The following is a 21,394-nucleotide window of genomic DNA, read 5'->3' as shown; positions in this document are numbered from 1 at the left end:
CCAGGTTGCGCGATTGCTTGACTTCAAAGTGTGGCATGGCAGGTCAGGTGAAAGTATGGGATGCCATATTTTACTTTGAAATCAATGACTTGATCAACTATTGAAGGAGGCGGAACACGGATTCAGGATCTTGTCAAGCGATTTCGACGTTCAATCGTAAAAAAATCGACAGGCTTAAGTCCGGTAGATTGGGGATAGCCCGGTTGCCGGCGACTACTTCAGCGAATCCGCGTGCCGTCTATACAAAGGAGCGATGGCCGTGTTTTTCGCATCGCTATTTACTCAAGCACATTGAGTCAGCTACCTTTCAATACCAGCGCTATACGCGACGTTTTTTCGCACGTCCACATGTCTGACTGCATCTTGCCGTGTGAAAGTTGCACACGTTGCGTCCTGACGCGATATCAACTGGGTAGTATGAGGTCAAGACATAGAGGGCACACACTTATAAGCTCTTTCGTGATTTTTTGGATAAGTAATCGATCGTTAAGTTGCTTGGCAGCTTTATCTCTGTCTTTCAGGACAACGACCCCACGATTTGAAGGGAGTCCGAAGTTCTCGAGAAAAGTTGGATCAACCGTTTGTCTAAAATTTCTTCCGAATAAATCGAACTCAAGGTATCTGATATCATCATGTGTCACGGATTGATTGCTCGAAATCGCCTCGGCCAATCTGGGCGACGTACTTATGAATGGCTGGAAGCCGTGCTTCACACAATATTTTGGTCCCATGATTTTACGGTTGTTCAGTGGTTAAATATATATATTGCTGACGAGCGTCTTTTGGGGTTTCGTGTCCACCAGCCTCCATCACCCTGCAAACATAAGTTACACAACTCTGCTTTCTGATGTTATATGCCGGTCCCAGTTTATTAAGTCCGTCGTTTTGGAAATCTTGCGCCGCCTTAGGATTCGGAAGATTAAATTCAATAGTTTTCGCAGGACGGGGAATGCCAGACACGTCGGTGCTCGGCATTGTAGGGCCTCCGGGTCCGCCCAGTTGGTGAGAGTGTATCGAATTCCCATCAGCTATCACTTCAATCGAAAAATGTCCCACCCTATTCTGCTGATCTCGGTTATCGTGCCAATGCACCATGCAATTGCACCCTTCCGCACTCAACCCATACGGATCGATCCAGGAAACCGGATTAGGCGCGTATTGATACGTGTTATGTCCACCGGAAAGCCCGATCGGATCAAGCGACACAAAGCGCCCGCAATCGGCATCATAGTAGCGGAAACGATTGTAGTGCAAGCCGGTTTCGCTGTCATGGTACTGCCCCTGGAAACGGATAGGCTGCGCCTGCGCCAGGGCAGTGTGGGACTGGTCCGCCTCCGCCGCAACATCCACGCGGCGCAGCACATTACCCCAGGCCTTGTAGGCGACCGCCCAGGTGACCTCGCCATCCTGGTCGGTGACTTCGTTGGGCGTGCCCAGATGATCCGTGTGGATATAGTGCACCGTGCATTCGGTGCCGGCATCCTGCCCGGTAACCGTATCGAGCTGCGCCAGCGGCACGAACGAGCCCGGCTCATACACATAGGTGCGCTCCCACTCGCCGCGCGCCTCGGACAGCAGGCGGTTGCCGTCCCACACAAAGCGGGTCGTCCCGAACGCATCTTTCTTGGCAATCCGGCGCCCGAACGGATCGTAGGCATACTTCACCTTTTGCACAGTCGGCTGCGCTTCTTGCGGATTGCGCGTGGTCTCCGACTTGACCAGCTGGTGCGCCGCATTCCATTCCAGGCGCAGACGCGTGTGCTTGCCGCTCAGCTTTTCAGTCAGGTTGCCGTGCGCATCGTAGTCGTAGCGCTTGTCCTCGAACACCTTGACCCGGTTGCCTTCGACCCGGCCCGCCGCGCCGACGGTGGCGTCCAACAGGTTGTGCGCCGGGTCGAACGCAAAGCGCTCCTCCAGGTTCGGCTGCACCGCCGTCATGATGCGGCCGATCACGTCGTAGCTGTAGGTCTTCAAGCCATTGCGCTGGTCGTCGATGGCCAGCAAGTTGCCGGCGTCATCGTACTGGTAATGGCGTGCAATGACCGCTTCGGCGCCCCGGCCAACGTCCATGTAAGCGGCCACCTGCGCCAGCAGACGGCCTACCGGGTCGTACTCGAACCGGGTGCTCAGCGCGCCTTGCGTGCGGCTCGTTGCGCGGTGCAGTTTGTCGCGCTCGATGTCGGTGATGACCTCGCCATCGATATTGATCTGGTGCAGGTGACCGGAGCCATAGAACAGGTTGTTGAGCACGCGGCCATCCGGCAACGTCGTCTGGATCCGGTTGCCCAGCTCGTCGTACGCATGGTGCAGCGCGCTCGTGTGTTCGCGCGTTTTGGTGCGCTCGCCCACCAGCTGGCCCAGCGCATCGTAGTGCAGCGTGACTTCAGCGGCGGCATTGACCGCTTGCGTCATCCGCCCCAGCGGGTCGTAGGCAAAACGTACGCGAATTTGTTCGGCGCTGGCAGCGCCATTGGCGCGCGAGACGATCTTTTCGATCAGTTGACCGGCGCTGTCGCGCGCATAATGGGTGTCGATGCGCGTGTATTGACTGCGTTCGCCGCTGCCGTGCTCTTCCTTGCCGACCACCATGCCGCTGTCATCGTAGCGGTAGCGCGTCAGTTGCGCATCGAAGGCCGTTTCTTCCACCAGGCGGTCGAGCGCGTCGTACACAAAGCGGTGCGCGTCGCCATTTTCGTTGATCAGTTCCGTGATCCGCTGCGCATCGTCGTAGCGGTATGCGAGCACGCCGCCGCGTGCATCGACGCGCTTGACCGGCTTGCCCTCGCTGTTGAGCTCGTAGCTGGTGCGGTTGCCCGCCGCATCGATATGCGCCACCATCCGTCCCAGCGCATCGTATTCATAGCGTACCGTTGCGCCGTCGCCATCGGTGCTCGCCGCCATGCGCCCGAGCCGGTCGTAGCTGTACGAGGTGGTGTTGCCGGCGGCATTCGTGGTGCGCAGCAGCCTGCCGCTATCGTCATAGCTGAAACAGGTGCTGTTGTTCGAGCAATCGGTGTAGCTGATCAGTTGCGCGGCGCGGTTGTAGGCCAGCCGCTTGACGCCGCCGGCCGCGTCGAGCACCCGCACCGGCAAGCCGAGCGCGTCGTACTGGTACGAGGTTTTTTGGCCCAGGGCATCGGTCACGCTGGCCAGGTTGCCATTGTCGTCGTAGCGCAGCAAGGTGGCCGCGCCCAGGGCGTCGGTAATCAATGCCGGCTTGTCGAAGCGTTCGTCGTAGACGATGCCGGTGCCGTGCCCGCCGCTTTCGACGCGCACCACACGGCTGCGCCCGTCGTAGCGGTAACTGGTCGTGCGGCCGCCGGCATTGGTGACATGCAGCACATTGCCATGCGCGTCGAGCTGGCGCGTGGTGACGCCGCCGACCGCGTTGACGATGCCGATCATGCGGCGCTTGTGGTCGAAGCGGTAGCGCTCTTCGCGGCCGAGATTGTCGGTCACGATGGTTTCCTGCGGCAGATAGCGCAAGTTCCACGATTGCCCGCTGTTGGTCCAGTTGCGCGTGACGCGGCCGCTGGCCGTGTAGTCGTCGTATTCGTAGCGCGACACCAGGCCGCCCGGCTGGCTGTGTTCCACCATCACGTGGTTGCGGTAGACAAACTGGCGGGTGATGTCGCCCGCGCCATTGCTGACCTGGCTCAGGTTGCCGGCCTCGTCGTAGGCGTACTGCACCAGCAATTGCTGCTCGTCCGTCGCCTCGCGCCGCACGCTGATGCTGCGCAGGCGCGGATAGGCCCGGTGATCTTCGAACACCAGCGTAAACAGATTGCCGGCCCCGTCTTCCACCTGTTCGGGCAACTGGCGCTTGTTGTACGTGATGCTGATGCGGTTGCCGTTGGCATCCATTTTCCCGACCAGGCGGGCAATCTCATGCCCATTGTCGGGAATGGCAAACAGGTCGCGCGCGCCATTCGCATCGAACAGCTCGAACGTGCGCGCACCGCTGCGCAACAGGGTGATCTTTTCGGATGGCGAATAGCGCGTCTGGCCGATGCCCGGCAGCGAAAAGGTGACGTGGCGCGCAAACGCGTCGAGGATGACCACGCTGTCGTCATCGACTTGCAGCGCCAGCGAGAGCGGCGTCGACCAGCCTTGTCCCATCCACCCCGCCTGGCGCTGGCGCGAGCTGTAGCTGCGTTGCCAGCCCAATGGCAACGGGGCGGGCAACACAAAATCCAGCTCGCCCGGGCCTTTGAGTATCTTGGCGCCAGAAGCGGGACTGACCGGTTTGCCGACTTGCGGCTCGCAATCGGGACATGGTTCGTCAGCGTCGCCTTCGAGTTCGAGCTCGAACTTGTCTTTTCCCTTGCCCTTGGGCGACTTGGCGGCAGGCGCCTTGGCGGGGGGCGGCGCCTTCACCGGTGGTGGCGCTGGCGCCGGCGCTTTGACCGCTGGTGCTGACGGCGCCTTCGATGGCGCGACTTGGGCGGCGATACTCCTGGGCTTGAATTCGGGGCGCTGGGCGATCTGCGGCGCGTTCCGATTGACCCAGCCGGCAACGGGAGCGCCCAGCTTGCTTTCCCTGAGAACGCGCAAGGCCTTGGTCAGGTCTTTCTTGGCCAACATGAGTGACACAGCCGACATGACGGCCATCACCAGCAATATTTTTCCTTCGGCGAAAGCCTCGGCGGATGCCGTGATGAGCTGGGCGGATTGCGCACGCGCCGTATGCGCTAATTGCCCGGCGCGCCATGCCAGCGCAAATCCCTGGATCATTTTCCGGCACATTTCGGGAATCGTCTCGGCGAGGCTTTGCACCACGTCGGCCAAACCCATCACCGCCATGACCAGGGTTGCGATCTCTATGCCAACCGCCGCCCCGATGATCGCACCGGGCGCAGCGCCCACGCCGGCCGCCAGGGCGCCGAGCCCGCCGCCGACGGTGGCGCCCAGGATGGCGCCACCGCCAATGAACAGGGCGGTTTCCTTGGTGCCTTCCCACAAGGCGCCGAGAATGCTGCTGAAGTCGAGGCCGGCGACTCTCTTGACCAGCATCTCGGCCATCCGGTGGTTCGATGCTTGCAGCGCCTGGTGGACCGCGTAGGCGCAGCGGGTCGCTTCCGTGTGCTGGGCGATATCGCGCAAGCTGGGCAGCGAATGGTCGCGCGAGAACCGTTGCACGCGTTTTTCGACGTCCTGCAGCGCGGCGGCGCCGGCCGTCCTGTATTGCGTCTCCATCCGGCGCAAGGCGCCGCTGATGTCATTAAAACTGGCAAGGGCATTCGTGGTGGTCATGCGGTGTACTTCCTATGGTCAACAGTCACCGCTTGCTTGATATCATATCGACAGCGTCTTTTTACGGTACGGAGTAACATTATAACAACATTCAGATAGCTTAACGAGTTTCACTATTGTTTGCTGGTGATGCAAGATCGATGCGCGCATGCATAGACGTCGCCATTTTGCACGCCACCCTCCTTGATTAGCCAGGCTCAAGCTTTGCGCATGCGGGGCGGCGCATAATCGTCCCTTCGAACCGTTTCCCGGAGTCTGTTCATGGATGTCGCGCGCAATCGTCATACTGACGAGCTGGTCGAAGCTGAAGAATTATGGGAGATGGACGTGGTCGACAAGGAAGCCTGGCTCTGCCGGGGCTGTCCGACCCAGGTCTATCCGGCTTCGTACGATGCGGCCGTCAACAAGCGCCGGCCGTATTTCACGCTGGGCCGGGTCAACCTGCATGCGGCGGACTGCGCGGTCGATGCCGAACACAGCATCGTCAGCCGCGGGCAGAAAGAACGGGTGGGCAGCAGCGACGGCTTTCCGATGCCCTTTCCCAGCAAGCTGATCCTGGACAGCGACACCGCCGGCGCCGGCGCCAGCCCGCTCAAGGCCTCGTTCGCCTCCAGCACCCTGGCGGCCGTCCACGCCGCCGCCCGGGCGTCGGTGCATGCGCGGCACCACGGCCACACCATCAAGACCATCCGCCCCGCCTGCCGCACGTACATCAATTTTCCGAACGACCGCGCATTCCTGCCGCTCGAAATCCCCGGCGTCCGGGGCAAGACCTACGCCCAGCTGTTCTGGTTCATTCCCAAAAAAAAGCCGGCCTTCTTCAGCAATCCGCGCCACCTGTTCTATGCGCCGATCCGCTGGAAGGAAGAAGCGGCGACCAGCGAGTCGCACTGCGAACTGATCCTCAACGCCGGCGAATGGGACAGCGCCACGCGCCGCCACCTCTCCCTGTGCCGCTTGCGGGTGGACTGGTCCGGCTGGAGCCCGGCGCGCCGCAACACCTTGCTGCACGAAATCAACGCGGCGCGCGCGGAAGCCGTGGAGCAAGCCCGGCAAGACAGCCAGATCAAGGGCTGGATATTCTTCGTCGGCACCCAGGACCGGCTCGACCCGGCCTTGTTCCACGTCGACGACGAGCGCTTCATTTGCGCGCTGGCCGCCCGCATGCGCTGGCCGGAACGCCAACTCGCGCGCGCCTGAGCTGCATCATTCCCGCGCGCCGCTACCCGGCTAGCCTGAACCTCTGATCGACAGGGCGGAGGGCGGCATGAACCTGATTACATGGAATATCCAGCGCGGGCGCAGTCCCAGCGGCAAGTGCGACATCGCGCACACGGCGGCAAGCCTGCGCAAGGTGGCCGATGCCGATGTGCTGTGCCTGCAAGAAGTCTCGTCCGGCTATACCGATATGCCTGGCTGCGACGGCGCCAACCAGTTTGCGCTACTGGCGCACCATTTCCCGGGCTACGTGGCGGTGGTCGGCCTGGCGTGCGACACGGCGGGAGAAGGCGACGGCCCGCGCCGCCTGTTCGGCAACATGATCCTGTCGCGCCATCCGGTGCTGCAAGTGCTGCGCCACGCCTTGCCGTGGCCGCCCGACCCGGCGGTGATGAGCATGCAGCGCATCGCCCTGGAAGCGACGCTCGACACGCCGCTCGGCCTGATCCGCGTGACCACCACCGACCTCGAGTATTTTTCGCGCCCGCAGCGCAGCGCCCAGGTGCAGCGCCTGCGCGACTTGCAGCGCGAAGCGGTGGCGCATGCCGCCACCCCCCGTGCCGGCGCGCCCGGCGGGCCGTTCGCCGCCATCGCGCGCGCGCGTGCGGCCATCCTGGCGGGCGACTGCAACTTCCTGCCCGGTTCCTGGGAATACCATTGCCTGCAAGCACCGTTCGACGATGGCACGCCGGCCTATGCCGACGCCTGGCCCCTGCGCCATCCGGGCCGGGCGCACGCGCCCACGGTCTGCCTGCACGACCATCCGGGCCGGCCGGCCGATCCGTTTACCTGCGACTTTATCTTTGTGGGCGCCGACCTGGCGCCGCGCGTGGCCGAGCTGCGGGTCGCCTGCGACGATGCCGGCCCGGACCACCAGCCGCTGCTCATGCGCCTGGAATAAGGTGCGCGGGCGCGGCCGCACAGTTGATATCTGTTGCATTCAAAACAGCTTGTGCTCATGTAAAATATAACTAAATTTATGTTATAGCAATACACATGATCGACGACAAATCCTACCCCTGTTCGGTACTGCTGATAGACGATGAGCCCTTCGCCCAGGACTTCATCGCGCATTGCCTCGAAGGATGCACCGACGTGGCCCTGCGCTATGCCTCGCAGTCCGAACGCGTCGTCGAGCTGGCGCTGGAGGTCGATGCGACCGTGGTGCTGGTCGACCTGCGCATGCCGGGGGCCGATGGTTTCGACGTGATCCGCCTGCTGCGCCGGCACCGCGATACCGAGCATCTGCCGGTGATCTTGCTGTCCTCCGAAGAAGACGCCGAGATCAAGGCCAGGGCCTTCGCCACCGGCGCCAACGACTACATGGTCAAGTGGCCGGACGGGCGCGAACTGGCCGCGCGCGTGCGCTACCACAGCGCCGCCTACATCGCCCGCAAGCAGCGCGACGAAGCGTTCGTGTCGCTGCGGCGCAGCCAGGAAGAACTGGCCGCGAGCCAGTCGGCCCTGCACCAGGCGCAAAAAATGGAAGCGATCGGCCAGTTGACCGGCGGCGTCGCGCACGACTTCAATAATGTGTTGCAGATCATCGGCGGCAATTTGCAGTTGCTCAAGCTGCTCGGCGGCGTGAGCGAGAGCGCGCGCACCCGGATCGATATCGCGCTCGCCGGCGTGGAGCGCGGCGCCAGGCTGTCGGCCCACCTGCTGGCCTTCGCGCGGCGCCAGCCGCTGCAGGCGGTGGTGGTCAATCCCGGCACGGTGCTGCGCGACATGGATGAAATGATGCGGCGCGTGCTCGGCCCGCGCGCCGTCATCAATACCGACATCGAAGAGCGGTTGTGGAGCACCACGGTCGATCCGAGCCAGTTGAACAACGTGATCCTGAACCTGGCCATCAACGCGCGCGACGCCATGGCCGATGGCGGCACCTTGACCATCCGCGCGGCCAATGTGCCGCTCGGTTCGGGGCTGCTGTCGGAACTGGCCTCGGGCGACTATGTGATGGTGGAAGTGGCCGATACCGGCTGCGGCATGCCGGAAGCGGTGTTGCGGCGCGCTTTCGAACCGTTTTTCACGACCAAGCCGACCGGGCAGGGAACCGGGCTGGGCTTGTCGATGGCGTATGGCTTCGTGAAGCAGTCGGGCGGTGAAATCCAGCTCAAAAGCGAACCGGGCGCCGGCACCAGCGTCAAGATTTTCCTGCAACGCAGCACCAGCGAGCCGGAGGACGCCGAGGAATATGTGCAGGCGCCCTTGTTCGGCGGCCTGGAAACGATTCTCGTGGTCGAAGATGAAGAAGACGTGCGTACCAGCACCGTCGAATTGCTCTCGGCGCTAGGTTACCAGGTGTTCGAGGCGCACGACGCGGCGCACGCCGTGGAACTGATCGACTCGGGGGCCAAGATCGACCTGGTGTTTTCGGATGTGATCATGCCGGGCAAGTTGAGCAGCCTGGAGTTGAGCGAAGTGGTGCGCACCCGGCTGCCATCGGCCCAGTTGCTGTTCACCTCGGGATATGCCGAGGGGGTGCTGGCGCATGAGGGCAAGCTTGACGCCAAGGTCAACCTGCTGCAAAAACCGTATAACGCCGACGTGCTCAGCGCGCGCATCCGGCATCTGCTGCGACGGCCCAAGCCGGCCGGGGTGGCGTCGCACTGAGCGTGCGCGAACGCCCGGCCGCTACCTCAAGCCGCGCTCAGTGCGGCTTGACGTAGCGGTGCGAGCCCGGCGGCGGTTCATTCAACACCGCCCAGAAAATCCCCAGGTCGGCAATCGCCCGCACGAACTCCTCGAAGTCGACCGGCTTGACCACGTACGCATTGACGCCCAGTTCATAACTGCGCAGCAGGTCCTGTTCTTCCTTCGACGAGGTGAGCATCACCACCGGAATGCTTTTCAGGTGCGCGGTGCTGCGGATCTCCCTGAGCACTTCCAGGCCGTCGACTTTCGGCAGTTTCAGGTCGAGCAGCACCACGGCCGGATTGCCGACCTGGCGCGCCGCATGCTCGCCCCGGCACATCAGGTAATCGAGCGCCTCGGCGCCGTCGCGCGCGATGATGACTTCATTGGCCAGTTGGCTCTTTTCCAGCGCGATCAGCGTCAGTTCCAGGTCGTGCGGATTATCTTCGACCAGAAGGATGGGCTTTAACATGTCTTGCGTACCTTAAATATGGAGTTCTTTGGGAATGCTGAAATAAAACGTGGCGCCTTCGCCCGGCACGCCGCTGGCCCACACCCGCCCGCCGTGGCGTTCGATGATGCGGCGCACATTGGCCAGGCCAATGCCGGTGCCCTGGAAGTCTTCCATCCGGTGCAGGCGCTGGAACACGCCGAACAGCTTGTGTACGTACTCCATGTGAAAACCGGCGCCGTTGTCGGCGATCGACATGACCCACTCGGCGCCTTCATCGCTGGCGCGGATGGTGATGATGGCATGCTCTTTCTGGCTGGTGAACTTGACCGCGTTCGACAGCAGGTTGAACAGCGCCAGCTGCAAGAAGGTGGGGTCGGCGCGCATCGCCGGCAGCGCGCCGATATCCCAGTCGATCCGGCGCTGGCCGATGTCGAGCGCCAGCTTGTCGATGCATGAGCGCACCAGCTCGCCCATCTGGACCAGGGTCGGGCGCAGCGCGGCGCGGCCCATCTGCGAAAAACTGAGCAGGTCGTCGACCAGCTTGCCGGCCAGGCGCGCCGAATCCTTGATGTTGCGCAGGAAGCGCTGGCGCTTTTCCAGGTTCTCGCTGGCGGCCGGCTCCAGCAGCAGGTCGGAAAAGCCGACGATGTGGCGCAGCGGCGCGCGCAGGTCGTGCGAGACCGAATACGAAAACGCTTCGAGCTCCTTGTTGGCGCGGCCCAGTTCCTCGGCCAGTTCGGCCATCTGCTCGGCGCGTTCGAGCGCGATCCCCAGCAGCGCGGTGCGGAACTCGAGCGCCAGTTCGATCTCGCCGCCGTGCCAGGGCGCGCTGGTGCCGGTGATGGTTTCGCGCCAGGTGGCGAAGCTGGTGCGCGGAGACAGTTGCGTCACCGGCGCCGCGCCTTGCGCGTCTTTCTGGTGCGGGTTGCCGGCCCATTCCACGGTGCGCACCACCTCGGGCCGGAACCACAGCAGGTAGTGCTTGTGGATGCGCGAGACCGGCATGGCCAGCAGGCCCGAGCAATTGCCGGCCAGGGCCGCCGCGGCCGGATACTGCGCCGCCAGGCAGTCGGTATGGAACACGTCGTCGTGGTTGTTCGCATCGAGCCAGCCGACCAGCTCGCGGATCGCGTCTTCATCGGGCGTGTCGCCGTAGGTCAGCAGGCGCTCCTCGAACACGATGGCGGCGCCGCCGGCGCGCGCGAACTGCAGCAGGGCCGGGAACACGCTGGCGAGGTTGTCGATGAAGTCCGAGCCCTGGGTCAGGCCGGCCAGCATCGACAGCATGACGCGCCGCACGTCCAGCCGGAATTGCAGCTCCTTGGCGTCGGCGCGCGACTCGATGCACATGGCCAGGATCTGGCCCAGTTGTTCGCAGGCGGTGCGCTTGTCGAAAGCGACCGGGCAGGGCGTCGCATGGTGGCACGAAATCAGTCCCCACAGCTTGCCCTTGACCATGAGCGACACCGACATCGACGCCAGCGTGCCCATGTTGCGCATGTATTGCAGGTGGATCGGCGAGACGCTGCGCAGGGCCGCGAACGAGAGGTCGTTGGCGGCGCCGGTCATCGGGTTCAAGGCCGGCACCAGGCGCGCCGGCGTGTAGTTGGCGTCCTGGATCAGGCGGATGCGGTTGAGCATGTACAGCTCGCGCGCCTGGCGCGGAATGTCGGACGCCGGGAAACGCTGCCCCAGGTAGGACGGATAATCGTCGGCGCGGCATTCGGCCAGCACGTGGCCGTGGCCATCCTGGTCGAACTGGTACACCATGACCCGGCCGAAGCCGGTGACGCGGCCGATTTCCTGGGCCGCCAGCGCGCTCATGGCCTGCGTGTCGGCGCTGTCGCCCACCTTCAGCAGGAACTCGCCGACCTGGCGGTGCAGGTGGCGAAAATCGGCGGCCGAGGCGCGCTCGACCGATTCGAATTCGAGGATCAGCAGCGCATCGTAGTAATGCGCCAGCACGTCGAAGTGGCGCACCGGCCCGATGCCGAGGGTACACAGGTAGAGCGGGCGCTGGCCGATGTCGGCGGCGTCGATCTCGGGCCCAAGCTGCAGGCGGCCTGCTCGCCGATCACCGCTTCCAGGGCCTGGCCGATGGCGCGTTCGCAATCGACCCCGATCATCTGGTCGAGGTTGTCGCTGGCCTGGAGCACTTGCAAGGTCGGCGACAGCGCCAGCAAAAAGCCATGCGGCTGGATGCTGCCGGGGAAGCGGATCGGTTCCTGGTCGCAGCTGGACAAGTCGAGATCGGGACTGTGGGGGATTGCCTGGCTCATAAAAAGCTTCCTGGGCACGGGTCGGGGCGCCGCATTTCAAAAGCAATATTTTACTTTAATCACTGTTCATTGCCTCGCACGCCAGCGCCGCCGCCGCCCCGCGCGGCGCTGGCTGGCGCATGATAAACTCCGTTCCTCTAACCGGACCCGCTTGAGCGCCACTTGCCACCCATGCCGCCATCGACGACGACGCTGCGCCTGATCCTGGGCGACCAGCTCAACCCCCTGCACAGCTGGTTCGCCGAGGTGCGCGCCGACGTACTCTACGTGTTCATGGAAGTGCGCCAGGAGACCGACTACGTGCGGCACCACGCGCAGAAGATCATCGCCATCTTTGCCGGCATGCGCGCCATGGCGCACCAGCTCGGGCAAGCCGGCCACCGCGTACACTACCTGCGCATCGACGACACTGACAACCTGCAATCGATCCCGGCCAACATCGACGCGCTGCTGGCCCGCTACGGCGCCAGCGGCTTTGAATACCAGGAGCCGGACGAATACCGGCTCGACGCGCAACTGGCCGCCTACGCGGCGCGGCTGAAGGTACCCGGCACGATGGTCGGCAGCGAGCATTTTTTGACCGCGCGCGACGAGGCCGGCCGCATCTTCGCCAAGCGCGCGCAGTCGCTGATGGAGTATTTCTACCGCCAGATGCGGCTCGTGCATGGGGTGCTGGTCGACGCGGGCGGCAAGCCGGCCGGCGGCCAGTGGAACTTCGATCACGACAACCGCAAGCCGTGGCGCGGCACGCCGCCCGAGCCGTTCGATGCGCGCGCGCAGCACGATCATTCTGCGCTGTGGGCCAGCATCGAGGCCGCCGGCGTGGCCAGCTTCGGGCGCCCCGATTGCGCGCGCATCGTCTGGCCGCAGGACCGCGCCGAAGCGCTGACCCACCTGGACGCCTTTATCCAATATGGCCTGCCGCACTTCGGCGACTATCAGGATGCGATGCACACGAGCGCCACGCGCCTGTTTCATTCGATGCTCTCGTTCGCCCTCAACACCAAGATGCTGCACCCGCGCGAAGTGATCGCCGAAGCCGAAGACGCCTGGCGCGCCGGCCACGCGCCGCTGCACGCGGTGGAAGGCTTCATCCGCCAGATCCTCGGCTGGCGCGAGTACGTGCGCGGCGTGTACTGGGCCAACATGCCGGGCTACGAGCGGCACAATGTGTTCGGCCACGACACGCCGCTGCCGTCGTGGTTCTGGGATGGCAAGACGAACATGCGCTGCCTGCGCCACGCCATCGGCCAGTCGCTCGACGATGCGCACGCCCATCACATCCAGCGCCTGATGATCATCGGGAATTTCTCCCTGCTGGCCGGACTCGATCCGCACGCGCTGCACGAGTGGTACCTTGGCGTGTATGTCGACGCGGTCGAGTGGGTGGAAATGCCGAACACGATCGGCATGAGCCAGTTCGCCGATGGCGGCCTGCTGGCGACCAAGCCGTATGTCTCGAGCGCCGCGTACATCGACCGCATGAGCGACTACTGCAAGGGCTGCCACTACGATAAAAAGGCGCGCCTGGGCGAGACGGCCTGTCCGTTCAATGCGCTGTATTGGGATTTTTTTGAGCGCAATGCCAAGCGCTTGTCGGGCAACCAGCGCCTGGGCATGGTGTACCGCAACCTGTTCAAGATGGATGACGCGGCGCGCGCGGCCTGTGGCGAACAGGCGGCATCGGTGCGGGCGCGGCTGGAACAACTCTAACGCCGGTTTACAACTTCACGGAAGCTTGAATCAACCATGACTCTACATATCGATACACCGCTGGTGGCCTCGTCGGCCATGGGCGGCAAGAACGGCCAGACGGTCTGGCTGAAGATGGAAGCGCTGCAGCCGAACGGCTCGTTCAAGCTGCGCGGCATCGGCCACGCCTGCGAAGAGTACGCGCGGCGCGGGGCGAAACGCTTCATCTCTTCGTCGGGCGGCAATGCGGGCCTGGCCGCCGCCTACGCCGGGCGCCAGCTGGGCGTGCCGGTGGTGGTGGTGGCGCCGGAAACGACCAGCGAGCGCGCGCGCGAACTGATGCGGCGCGAACAGGCCGAGCTGATCGTACACGGCGCTTCGTTTTCCGAAGCGAACGCGCTGGCGCTGTCGATGGTGGGCGAGCACGACGCCTTCATCCACGCCTTCGACGATCCGCTGTTGTGGACCGGGCACGCCACCATGATCGATGAAGTGGCGCATGCCGGCGTGATTCCCGACGCGGTGGTGCTGTCGGTCGGCGGGGGCGGCCTGATGTGCGGCGTGATCGAAGGCCTGCGCCGCAATGGCTGGGACAAGGTGCCGGTGTTCGCCGTCGAGACCGACGGCGCCGATTCGCTGGCGCAGTCGATCGAGGCCGACCGGCGCATCGAACTGCCGCGCATCGCCAGCATCGCCACCTCGCTCGGCGCGCGCCAGGTGTCGCAGGCGGCGTTCGACTGGACCCACGTGCATCCGATGAGCAGCATGGTGGTGACCGACCAGGCGGCGGTGGCGGCCTGCATCCGCTTCATGGACGACCACCGGCTGGTGGTGGAACCGGCCTGCGGCGCCTCGCTGGCGGTGGTCTACGCCGGCCGCCCCGAACTGGCCGCTTTCAAGAACCTGCTGGTGATCGTGTGCGGCGGCGTGACCGCCACCGTGGCGCAGTTGCAGGCGTGGGAAGGCACCCTGGCCGCCTCATAGTCCGTACAGGATGGCCGCCACCGCATCGTAGATCGGATACACGCGCGGCCCCGACTTGGGCCAGCCGACCATGTCGAAGTGGTCGTAGCCTTGGTAGTTTTTCAGGAAATTCCAGCTGCCGCGCACCGGCGTGCCTTTATGGTCGCGCACCGGGTGCCCGGACGGGGCGCGCATGCTGACCGTGTTGACCACGCCATCGTTGGCGAACCAGCTGGCGTCGACCGGCACCCGGCCGCCGCCGGCCATCGTGTACGAGCCCATGCCGCGCCGCCCGGCCGAGGGAAGCACCCACTCGCCGGCATACGGGCGCGTGAGCGAGGCCATGTCGGCGCGCGGATACTGGAAGGCCGGGTTCTGGAGCGGGAACAGCAGGCGGTCGGTGTTGTTGCAGCACGGGCTGCCGGCTTCGGTCGCCTGGTTGCTCATCGAGAAGTAATACACCGAGGGCGAGGTCTTGGCCCAGGCATTGAAGGTGTACGCGCCGTCGGGCGTCATTTCGGCCTGGGCCGAGTCGAAATTGTCCTGGTCCCAGAAGGGCGCGGCCAGCACGCGCTGGCGGTAGGCCGCCGAGGGCTCGGTCGCGCCGCTGCGCAGGCCGAACTGTTCCAGCCCGAGGTCGGCCGCCGGTTGCGTGACATCGCCGCCGTTGGCGATGGTGGCGATGCCGGCGCCCAGTTGGGTGAGCGCCGCGCCGGTGTCGCCCATGGCGTCGCGCAGGCTGGTGCCATCGTTGGGCGAGGATATGGTGGTGGCGCTGACGACCCAGCCGCGCTTGCCGCCCTGGTACAGGTCGGCGCCGCCTTCGTCGCCGTTCGGCGAGCCGTTCTCCAGCAGTTCGATCAGGGCGCGGATGGTTTGCCCACCCTGGCTGTGGCCGATCAGGTGGACCGGGTGGCGCGCGTCCCAGGCCGGATACAGCGCGGCCGGATAGCCGTTGGGATTATTCGCCGGATCGGCGGCCCAGCATTTGCCGGCGGGCTGGCGCAGCGCGCCGAACCTGGCCGCGCTGCCCGTGTGGGTGGTGCCGTAATCGACGCAGCCCCCTTTGATCTGATAGTACAGTTCGGCCGCGCGGTCCCAGTTGGAACTGATCGCGCCGACCGAGGCGGCCCAGACCTGGTGCTGGCCTTGGTGGCTGCGCATGTGGCCGACAATGTCGTCGAAGCCGCCCCAGTATTTGAAACCGGTGCGCGTGTACTGCTCCGGGCCGAAACCGAGAAAGCCGTGGACCAGTACGATCGGATAGTTGTTTGCGGCTGAGGCCGCTTGGAAGGCGCAGGACAGGAACAGGGCGGGGGCGAGGACGGCGCGTAGGGTGCGTGGCAACATAAGAATTTCTCCTGGCGAGAAAACGTGTCGGCACATTGTATAGGCATTTTATGCGCGCCCGCGCTCGCTTTTTTGCTGTGTTGCCAAGACGTTAAATCAGAGGCTGCCGGTCCCCGCGCCGCCAGTGGCGGCGCTGGCGCTGGCGGCCAGCTGGTCTTGCCACACCACGTAATCGTCGACCGAATACAACTGGCATGGCTGGCCGCTGCTGCGCGCGCAGGCGGCCAGTGCGCGCGCATGCGGGTCTTCGCCTTCCTCGGCCCAGCACCAGGCGCCGCTGGGCGAGACGGCAAACGCGCGCGGGGTGAGCTTGTGCAGGTACTCGCGGTAAGCGGCGCGCCCGTTCTCGCTCAGGTAGGGCACGGCCTCGATGTCGTCGACGCGGGCGAAGTCGGTGCGCGGCACGCTGGGGGCGTCGGCCACGGCCACGGTTTCGCGGGTCGGCATGCCGATCTGTTCAAGAAAACGCGCGGTGTCGCGCCACCAGATGCGGGCGCCGTCGCGGCTGGCAAGCATGCCGTGCGCGTCGCGCTTGAAGGCGCCAAACTCGACCAGGCGCGCGCTGCCGCCGGCGCGCTCGAAAGCGGCGTGCATGCGCGCCACCAGGTCCGGTCCGAACAGCGAATCGTTCACGCCGTAGATCCACAGGCTGGGAATCTTGTTGGCCGCGCCGTAGTTGGCAAACGCTTGCACCAGTTGCGCGCGCCAGTCGCAGCGCTCGCCATCGTCGCGCAGGCCGCCGGCGAAGTTGATCAGGCCGCGCACGCCGGGAACGGCGCGCGTGCCGAGGGCGATCGTGGCCAGGCCGCCATACGATTGGCCGGCCACCACGATGCGCTCGGGATCGGCCCAGCGCTGCCGGCGCGCGAATTCGATGGTGTCCTGCACGTCGCTGGCCTGGGCGTAGCCGTTGGCCGTCATGTTGCAGCCGTGGTCGGCGTAAGCGCCGGTGGAGTCGGCAAACCCGCGCCGCATCGGCACCAGCACCGCGTAGCCGCGCTTGACGAACGCGGTGGCCATGAAAATGAAGCGCTCGCGCGGCTGCTTGCGCGGCTCGCCCGATTCCTTGCCATGATTGATGATCAGCAGCGGAAACGGGCCGGCGCCGTTCGGCCGGAACAGCGTGGTCTGCAGCACCGACTGCTTGCCGGGACCGGCGGGAATGGCGATCACGGTTTCATTGAGGCGAAAGTCGACCGGCAATTCTTGCTCGACCGCTATCGAGGGGAGCAGGCTCAGGCCGCTCACCAGTGCGGCGAGCAGCATCCGGCATGCGCGCCGGACTGGCGGAAAAACGGTAGCGATGATGGGCTCCCGATGAATGGAATTGCCGAATGGAATGATTCGATTCTATGCAGGGAGTTTTTCTGGAGCAATACCGGAATGTCAACTCGGAGCAGGAGGCGTGAAAAAAAGTCACTGGATGCACGCTTCCTTGCCTGCTTGCTCATGTCGATCGTGCAAACGGGGGCTTTGTCGCAAGGGAATGTGGCAATCTAGCGACGCTGCGGGCTGGCGCACGCAGGGTAGCGGCCAGAGAAACATTTCCTATGGGAAAAATTGTTCTCGCAATAGCAGATCGCCGGTGTTAGCATTGGCACGCCGTCAAATCCAGGCCCCGCGCCCTTCGCCCTCATGAAAAATCTCAGTATCGGAATCCGCCTGACCCTCGGTTTCGCCATCGTTCTGTTGTTCCTGGTAGCCCTGACCGGCATCGGGGTAGGGCGCATGCAGCAGGCCAGTGTGATGACCGACACCATGCTGAACGACACCGTGCGCAACGAGCGCCTGATCGACGAGTGGGCCAAGGTGATTGAAGTGAACGCCGCGCGCACCACCACGGCCTGGAAGGTGAGCGATCCGGCCGACCAGAAAAAAGTGGAAGAGCAGATGAAGCGCTCGTCCGCGCGCGCCACCGAAATCCAGACCATGCTGGGCGAGAGCATCAAGCTCGCGCGCGCCAGGGCGCTATTGGAGCAAGTGCTGGAGTCGCGCAAGGCCTACACGGCGGCGCGGGCCAGTGTGTTCCAGCTCAAAGCGGCCGGCGACATGGCTGGCGCGGCCGCCACGTTCGACACCGACATGGCGCAAAAACGCGAAACCTACCTGGCGGCGCTGGCCAGCCTGTCCGGCGAGCAGCGCGCTGTGCTCGACAGCACCGCCGCCGCGATCGCCGTCCAGTACGCGAGCGGGCGCACCTTGCTCATCAGCCTGGGCGCGATTGCCATGCTGATCGGGATTGCCTGCGCGATATGGATCACGGGTACCATCACGCGGCCGATCCGGGCTGCCGTGCGGGTCGCCGAAACGGTGGCCTCGGGCGACCTGACCAGCCGCATCGCGATCGACAGCCGCGACGAAACCGGGCAACTGATGCAATCGCTCAAGCGCATGAACGATAGCCTGGTCGATATCGTCGGCGAGGTACGCAGCGGCACCGACGCCATTGGCACGGCCTCGCGCGAGATTGCCAGCGGCAACCTGGATCTGTCCTCGCGCACCGAAGACCAGGCCAGTTCACTGCAAGAAACAGCCTCGGCCATGGACCAGCTGACCTCCACCGTCAAGCTCAACGCCGACAACGCGCGCGAAGCGAACCAGTTGGCCATCAGCGCGGCCGCGGTGGCGATCCGTGGCGGCACGGTGGTGTCGGACGTGGTGGCGACGATGAGTTCGATCAATGCATCGTCGACCAAGATTGTCGAGATTATCGGCGTGATCGACGGGATTGCTTTCCAGACCAATATTCTTGCGCTCAATGCGGCGGTGGAAGCGGCGCGGGCCGGCGAGCAGGGGCGCGGGTTTGCGGTGGTGGCCTCCGAAGTGCGCATCCTGGCGCAACGTTCGGCGGCGGCCGCGAAAGAGATCAAGCAACTGATCGGCGACTCGGTCAGCAAGGTCGACAACGGCACGCGTTTGGTGGACCAGGCCGGCAAGACGATGGAAGAAGTGGTGACGAGCATCAACCGCGTGACGCGCATCATGAACGACATCACCAGCGCCAGCGACGAGCAGCGCGACGGCATCGAACAGGTCAATTTGGCGGTGACCCAGATGGACCAGGTGACCCAGCAGAACGCGGCGCTGGTCGAGCAGGCCGCGGCGGCGGCGGCGGCGATGCAGGACCAGGCGGCGCAACTGTCGCAGGTGGTCGGCGTGTTCAAGCTCGGCCAGCCGACGGGCGGACGGCGCGCGCTGGCGCTGGCGGGCCGGTGAACGCCGGTCCGCAGCGACGCGGCGGCGCCGACCCGGCGCCTGGACAGGGGCAGGGGCAGGGCGCAAGTGTGCTTCAGCCGGGGCACGCCGTGGCCGCGCCAGCACAGGCGCAGGCCACGCCCGTGCTTCAGGCGGAACAAGCCGCTCCCGCGCACGGGCAAGCCGCGCCGGTTCGGCGTAGCATGTGCGCCCTGTGTACGCGACCGGCGGCGGCGTGCATCTGCCGCTGGATTCGTCCGGTCGCCAGCGAGGTGCGCTTGCTGATCCTGCAGCACCCGCTGGAAGTGCGCAACGCCAAGGGCAGTGCGCGCCTGCTGCACCTGAGCGTGGCCGGCAGCACGCTGGTCGCCGGCGAGGTATTCGACCCGGCGCAACTGTCCGCGCTGCTGGACGTGGAAGGCCGGCAGGCTGTGTTGCTCTATCCCGACACGCCGGACGACCGCTCGCTGGGCATGCCGACGCCGCCGCCACTGCCGTCGGGGCTGCTAGGCGCGCCTGGCAAACTGCTGCTTGTCGTGCTCGACGGCACCTGGCGCAAAAGCCGCAAGATGCTGTACCGTAATCCCCTGCTGCATGCCTTGCCACGCCTGCCGCTGAGCGACATGCCGCCCTCGCGTTACCGCATCCGCAAGGCGCACGCCCCTGACCAGCTCTCGACCCTGGAAGCGACGTGTCATGCCTTGGGTGAGATCGACGGCGACCACGATAAGTTCCTGCCGCTGAGCCGCGCTTTCGATGACTTGATCGACACGTTTGTGCTACATCAAGGCCGGCTTTGAACGCTGCTTGAAAAAGCCGCATCACCGGCGTAGAATACTGTATGTTTATACAGTTAAATGGGTGCTCCGGTGACCGATCGCGACAAGGACTTTGAAGAAAGCGTCATGCTCCCGCCGCGCCCGCTGGCGGCGCAAAAGGGGCGCGGCGCCGTCACCAACCTGCAGGGCCGCTACGAGGTCAATGCGCGCGAGCGGTTTGACGACGGCTGGGTGCATGCCGACGAGGACGACGCGCCGGCGCCGTTCCGCACCCAGGTCACCGACGAATTCGCCAGGACCATCCTGAGCCGCAACAGCTCGCCCGACATTCCCTTCAATGTGTCGCTCAATCCCTATCGCGGGTGCGAGCACGGCTGCATTTACTGCTTTGCGCGGCCGACCCACAGCTACCTTGGCCTGTCGCCGGGGCTGGACTTCGAAAGCCGCCTGTTCGCCAAGGTCAACGCGCCCGAGCTGCTGCGGCGCGAGCTGGCCAGGCCGTCCTACGTGCCGGAGCCGATCGCGGTCGGCGTCAACACCGACGCCTACCAGCCGTGCGAGCGTGGGCTGGGCATTACCCGGCGCGTGCTGGAAGTGCTGCACGACTGCGAGCATCCGGTCGCGCTGATCAGCAAGTCCTCGCTGATCGAGCGCGACATCGACCTGATCGGGGCCATGGCGGCCAAGAACCAGGCGATTGCGGCCGTCACGCTCACCACGCTCGACCCTGCCATCTCGCGCACGCTCGAGCCGCGCGCGGCGGCGCCGGCGCGGCGTTTGCGCACGATCCGGCGCCTGACCGACGCCGGCATCCCGGTGCGGGTCAGCGTGGCGCCGGTGATTCCCTTCGTCACCGAGCCCGAGCTCGAACGCGTGCTGGAAGCGGCGCGCGACGCCGGGGCCGTGAGCGCGCACTACGTCGTGCTGCGACTGCCATTGGAGGTCAATCCCCTGTTCCAGGAATGGCTGCAGGCACACTTTCCCGAGCGGGCGCAGCGGGTGATGAACCGGGTGCGCGAAATGCGCGGCGGCAAAGACTACGACAGCGACTTCAGCAAGCGCATGCACGGGGAGGGCGTCTGGGCCGATCTGATACGCCAGCGTTTCGTCAAGGCGGTGGAGCGGCTGGGCATGAACCTGACCAGCGGGCGGTTTGGCGAGCTGGACACGTCACGCTTCAAGAAGCCGATCGTCGTTCCCCCGGCCAAGCCCAAACAATGCGGCAACGCCACCGGCCAGCTGGATTTGTTTTCCTGAGCTGCGCTATCAGCAGCACAACAACGCCAACAGGCGTGCTGGGCGTAAAAGGCCAGCGGCCGCATTGCGCCATGCGTGCGTCAACCTGGCGCATGCAGGGCGACACGGCGCACGCGTGGCGCAATGCGCCCGGCGCCGCCATCATCGCCTGTCGCAGAGAATATCGCATTGTCCTGTTGGCGGCCGCGTTCTCGCAGGGCGAACAGCTGGTGGATGAGAGCCACTTGTGTTTCGTGCTTCATTGGAATGTCCATATTGTTGTGCCGGCGAGGGCTGCCGCACCGGCATAATGTACTCTCAAATAAGACCCTGGCTAG

General features: G+C 64.7%; 15 protein-coding genes. 9 read left to right on the top strand and 6 right to left on the bottom strand.

Annotated elements, in window-relative coordinates:
* Positions 1 to 735: 735 nt before the first annotated feature.
* Complete coding sequence (locus F1735_RS14490) at positions 736 to 5,253, bottom strand: DUF6861 domain-containing protein (protein WP_167237589.1); 4,518 nt, start codon at positions 5,251 to 5,253, stop codon at positions 736 to 738.
* Positions 5,254 to 5,514: 261 nt separating this feature from the next.
* Between F1735_RS14490 and F1735_RS14485 the strand changes: the two genes are divergently transcribed.
* The 3 genes from F1735_RS14485 to F1735_RS14475 all read left to right on the top strand — a co-directional run bounded on the left by F1735_RS14485 (position 5,515) and on the right by F1735_RS14475 (position 9,087).
* A complete protein-coding gene (locus F1735_RS14485; protein ID WP_167237588.1) occupies positions 5,515 to 6,453 on the top strand; it encodes a hypothetical protein in 939 nt (312 codons plus the stop codon).
* A gap of 67 nt (positions 6,454 to 6,520) precedes the next feature.
* The gene (locus F1735_RS14480; protein ID WP_167237587.1) at positions 6,521 to 7,372 is read left to right on the top strand and encodes an endonuclease/exonuclease/phosphatase family protein; all 852 of its coding nucleotides are present in this window, start codon (positions 6,521 to 6,523) and stop codon (positions 7,370 to 7,372) included.
* Positions 7,373 to 7,467: 95 nt separating this feature from the next.
* On the top strand, positions 7,468 to 9,087 hold the full coding sequence (locus tag F1735_RS14475) for a response regulator (protein ID WP_167237586.1): 1,620 nt from the start codon (positions 7,468 to 7,470) through the stop codon (positions 9,085 to 9,087).
* A gap of 37 nt (positions 9,088 to 9,124) precedes the next feature.
* Here F1735_RS14475 and F1735_RS14470 read toward each other — a convergent pair whose 3' ends face one another.
* Genes F1735_RS14470 through F1735_RS36510 form a run of 3 tightly spaced genes read right to left on the bottom strand, consistent with a single transcriptional unit; the run spans position 9,125 to position 11,841 of the window.
* Complete coding sequence (locus F1735_RS14470; RefSeq protein ID WP_167237585.1) at positions 9,125 to 9,580, bottom strand: response regulator; 456 nt, start codon at positions 9,578 to 9,580, stop codon at positions 9,125 to 9,127.
* 12 nt (positions 9,581 to 9,592) lie between these two features.
* Complete coding sequence (locus F1735_RS14465; protein ID WP_373888525.1) at positions 9,593 to 11,542, bottom strand: ATP-binding protein; 1,950 nt, start codon at positions 11,540 to 11,542, stop codon at positions 9,593 to 9,595.
* On the bottom strand, positions 11,497 to 11,841 hold the full coding sequence (locus F1735_RS36510) for a hypothetical protein (RefSeq protein WP_229505771.1): 345 nt from the start codon (positions 11,839 to 11,841) through the stop codon (positions 11,497 to 11,499). Before F1735_RS36510 ends, F1735_RS14465 begins: the two co-directional genes overlap by 46 nt.
* A gap of 171 nt (positions 11,842 to 12,012) precedes the next feature.
* Here F1735_RS36510 and F1735_RS14460 point away from each other — a divergent pair, with 171 nt between their 5' ends.
* Positions 12,013 to 13,554, top strand: a complete 1,542-nt coding sequence (locus F1735_RS14460; protein ID WP_167237584.1) for a cryptochrome/photolyase family protein — start codon at positions 12,013 to 12,015, stop codon at positions 13,552 to 13,554.
* Positions 13,555 to 13,590: 36 nt separating this feature from the next.
* The gene (locus F1735_RS14455) at positions 13,591 to 14,517 is read left to right on the top strand and encodes a pyridoxal-phosphate dependent enzyme (RefSeq protein WP_167237583.1); all 927 of its coding nucleotides are present in this window, start codon (positions 13,591 to 13,593) and stop codon (positions 14,515 to 14,517) included.
* Here the strand turns inward: F1735_RS14455 and F1735_RS14450 are convergent.
* Positions 14,512 to 15,846, bottom strand: a complete 1,335-nt coding sequence (locus tag F1735_RS14450; RefSeq protein WP_167237582.1) for an esterase/lipase family protein — start codon at positions 15,844 to 15,846, stop codon at positions 14,512 to 14,514. The two genes, F1735_RS14455 and F1735_RS14450, sit on opposite strands and share 6 nt — an antisense overlap.
* Positions 15,847 to 15,942: 96 nt before the next feature.
* Positions 15,943 to 17,112, bottom strand: a complete 1,170-nt coding sequence (locus F1735_RS14445) for a dienelactone hydrolase family protein (RefSeq protein WP_167237581.1) — start codon at positions 17,110 to 17,112, stop codon at positions 15,943 to 15,945.
* Between the two features lie 369 nt (positions 17,113 to 17,481).
* Between F1735_RS14445 and F1735_RS14440 the strand changes: the two genes are divergently transcribed.
* The 4 genes from F1735_RS14440 (at position 17,482) to F1735_RS14425 (ending at position 21,367) form a co-directional block, all read left to right on the top strand.
* A complete protein-coding gene (locus F1735_RS14440; protein ID WP_167237580.1) occupies positions 17,482 to 19,062 on the top strand; it encodes a methyl-accepting chemotaxis protein in 1,581 nt (526 codons plus the stop codon).
* Entirely contained in the window at positions 19,059 to 19,841 is a 783-nt protein-coding gene (locus F1735_RS14435) for a tRNA-uridine aminocarboxypropyltransferase (RefSeq protein WP_373888524.1), read from the top strand. The genes F1735_RS14440 and F1735_RS14435 overlap by 4 nt, the downstream gene beginning before the upstream one ends.
* Positions 19,842 to 19,946: 105 nt before the next feature.
* Positions 19,947 to 21,077, top strand: a complete 1,131-nt coding sequence (locus F1735_RS14430) for a PA0069 family radical SAM protein (protein WP_167237579.1) — start codon at positions 19,947 to 19,949, stop codon at positions 21,075 to 21,077.
* A 35-nt stretch (positions 21,078 to 21,112) separates the two neighbouring features.
* Positions 21,113 to 21,367, top strand: a complete 255-nt coding sequence (locus tag F1735_RS14425) for a hypothetical protein (protein ID WP_167237578.1) — start codon at positions 21,113 to 21,115, stop codon at positions 21,365 to 21,367.
* Positions 21,368 to 21,394 lie beyond the last annotated feature (27 nt).

The sequence above is a fragment of the Massilia genomosp. 1 genome (assembly GCF_011682185.1).
In the GTDB taxonomy this organism is placed as follows: domain Bacteria; phylum Pseudomonadota; class Gammaproteobacteria; order Burkholderiales; family Burkholderiaceae_D; genus Telluria_A; species Telluria_A rubra.
Note: the sequence above shows the minus strand (reverse complement) of the source record. Positions and strands in the feature narration are given on the sequence as shown.

What these genes read in the sequence shown, in the direction of transcription:
- F1735_RS14455 (WP_167237583.1), top strand. Translation starts at nt 13,591, where the DNA reads ATGACTCTACATATCGATACACCGCTGGTGGCCTCGTCGGCCATGGGC.
- F1735_RS14430 (WP_167237579.1), top strand. Translation starts at nt 19,947, where the DNA reads ATGCTCCCGCCGCGCCCGCTGGCGGCGCAAAAGGGGCGCGGCGCCGTC.
- F1735_RS14485 (WP_167237588.1), top strand. Translation starts at nt 5,515, where the DNA reads ATGGATGTCGCGCGCAATCGTCATACTGACGAGCTGGTCGAAGCTGAA.
- F1735_RS14460 (WP_167237584.1), top strand. Translation starts at nt 12,013, where the DNA reads ATGCCGCCATCGACGACGACGCTGCGCCTGATCCTGGGCGACCAGCTC.
- F1735_RS14470 (WP_167237585.1), bottom strand. Translation starts at nt 9,580, where the DNA reads ATGTTAAAGCCCATCCTTCTGGTCGAAGATAATCCGCACGACCTGGAA.
- F1735_RS14480 (WP_167237587.1), top strand. Translation starts at nt 6,521, where the DNA reads ATGAACCTGATTACATGGAATATCCAGCGCGGGCGCAGTCCCAGCGGC.
- F1735_RS14445 (WP_167237581.1), bottom strand. Translation starts at nt 17,112, where the DNA reads ATGCTGCTCGCCGCACTGGTGAGCGGCCTGAGCCTGCTCCCCTCGATA.
- F1735_RS36510 (WP_229505771.1), bottom strand. Translation starts at nt 11,841, where the DNA reads ATGAGCCAGGCAATCCCCCACAGTCCCGATCTCGACTTGTCCAGCTGC.
- F1735_RS14450 (WP_167237582.1), bottom strand. Translation starts at nt 15,846, where the DNA reads ATGTTGCCACGCACCCTACGCGCCGTCCTCGCCCCCGCCCTGTTCCTG.
- F1735_RS14475 (WP_167237586.1), top strand. Translation starts at nt 7,468, where the DNA reads ATGATCGACGACAAATCCTACCCCTGTTCGGTACTGCTGATAGACGAT.
- F1735_RS14490 (WP_167237589.1), bottom strand. Translation starts at nt 5,253, where the DNA reads ATGACCACCACGAATGCCCTTGCCAGTTTTAATGACATCAGCGGCGCC.
- F1735_RS14440 (WP_167237580.1), top strand. Translation starts at nt 17,482, where the DNA reads ATGAAAAATCTCAGTATCGGAATCCGCCTGACCCTCGGTTTCGCCATC.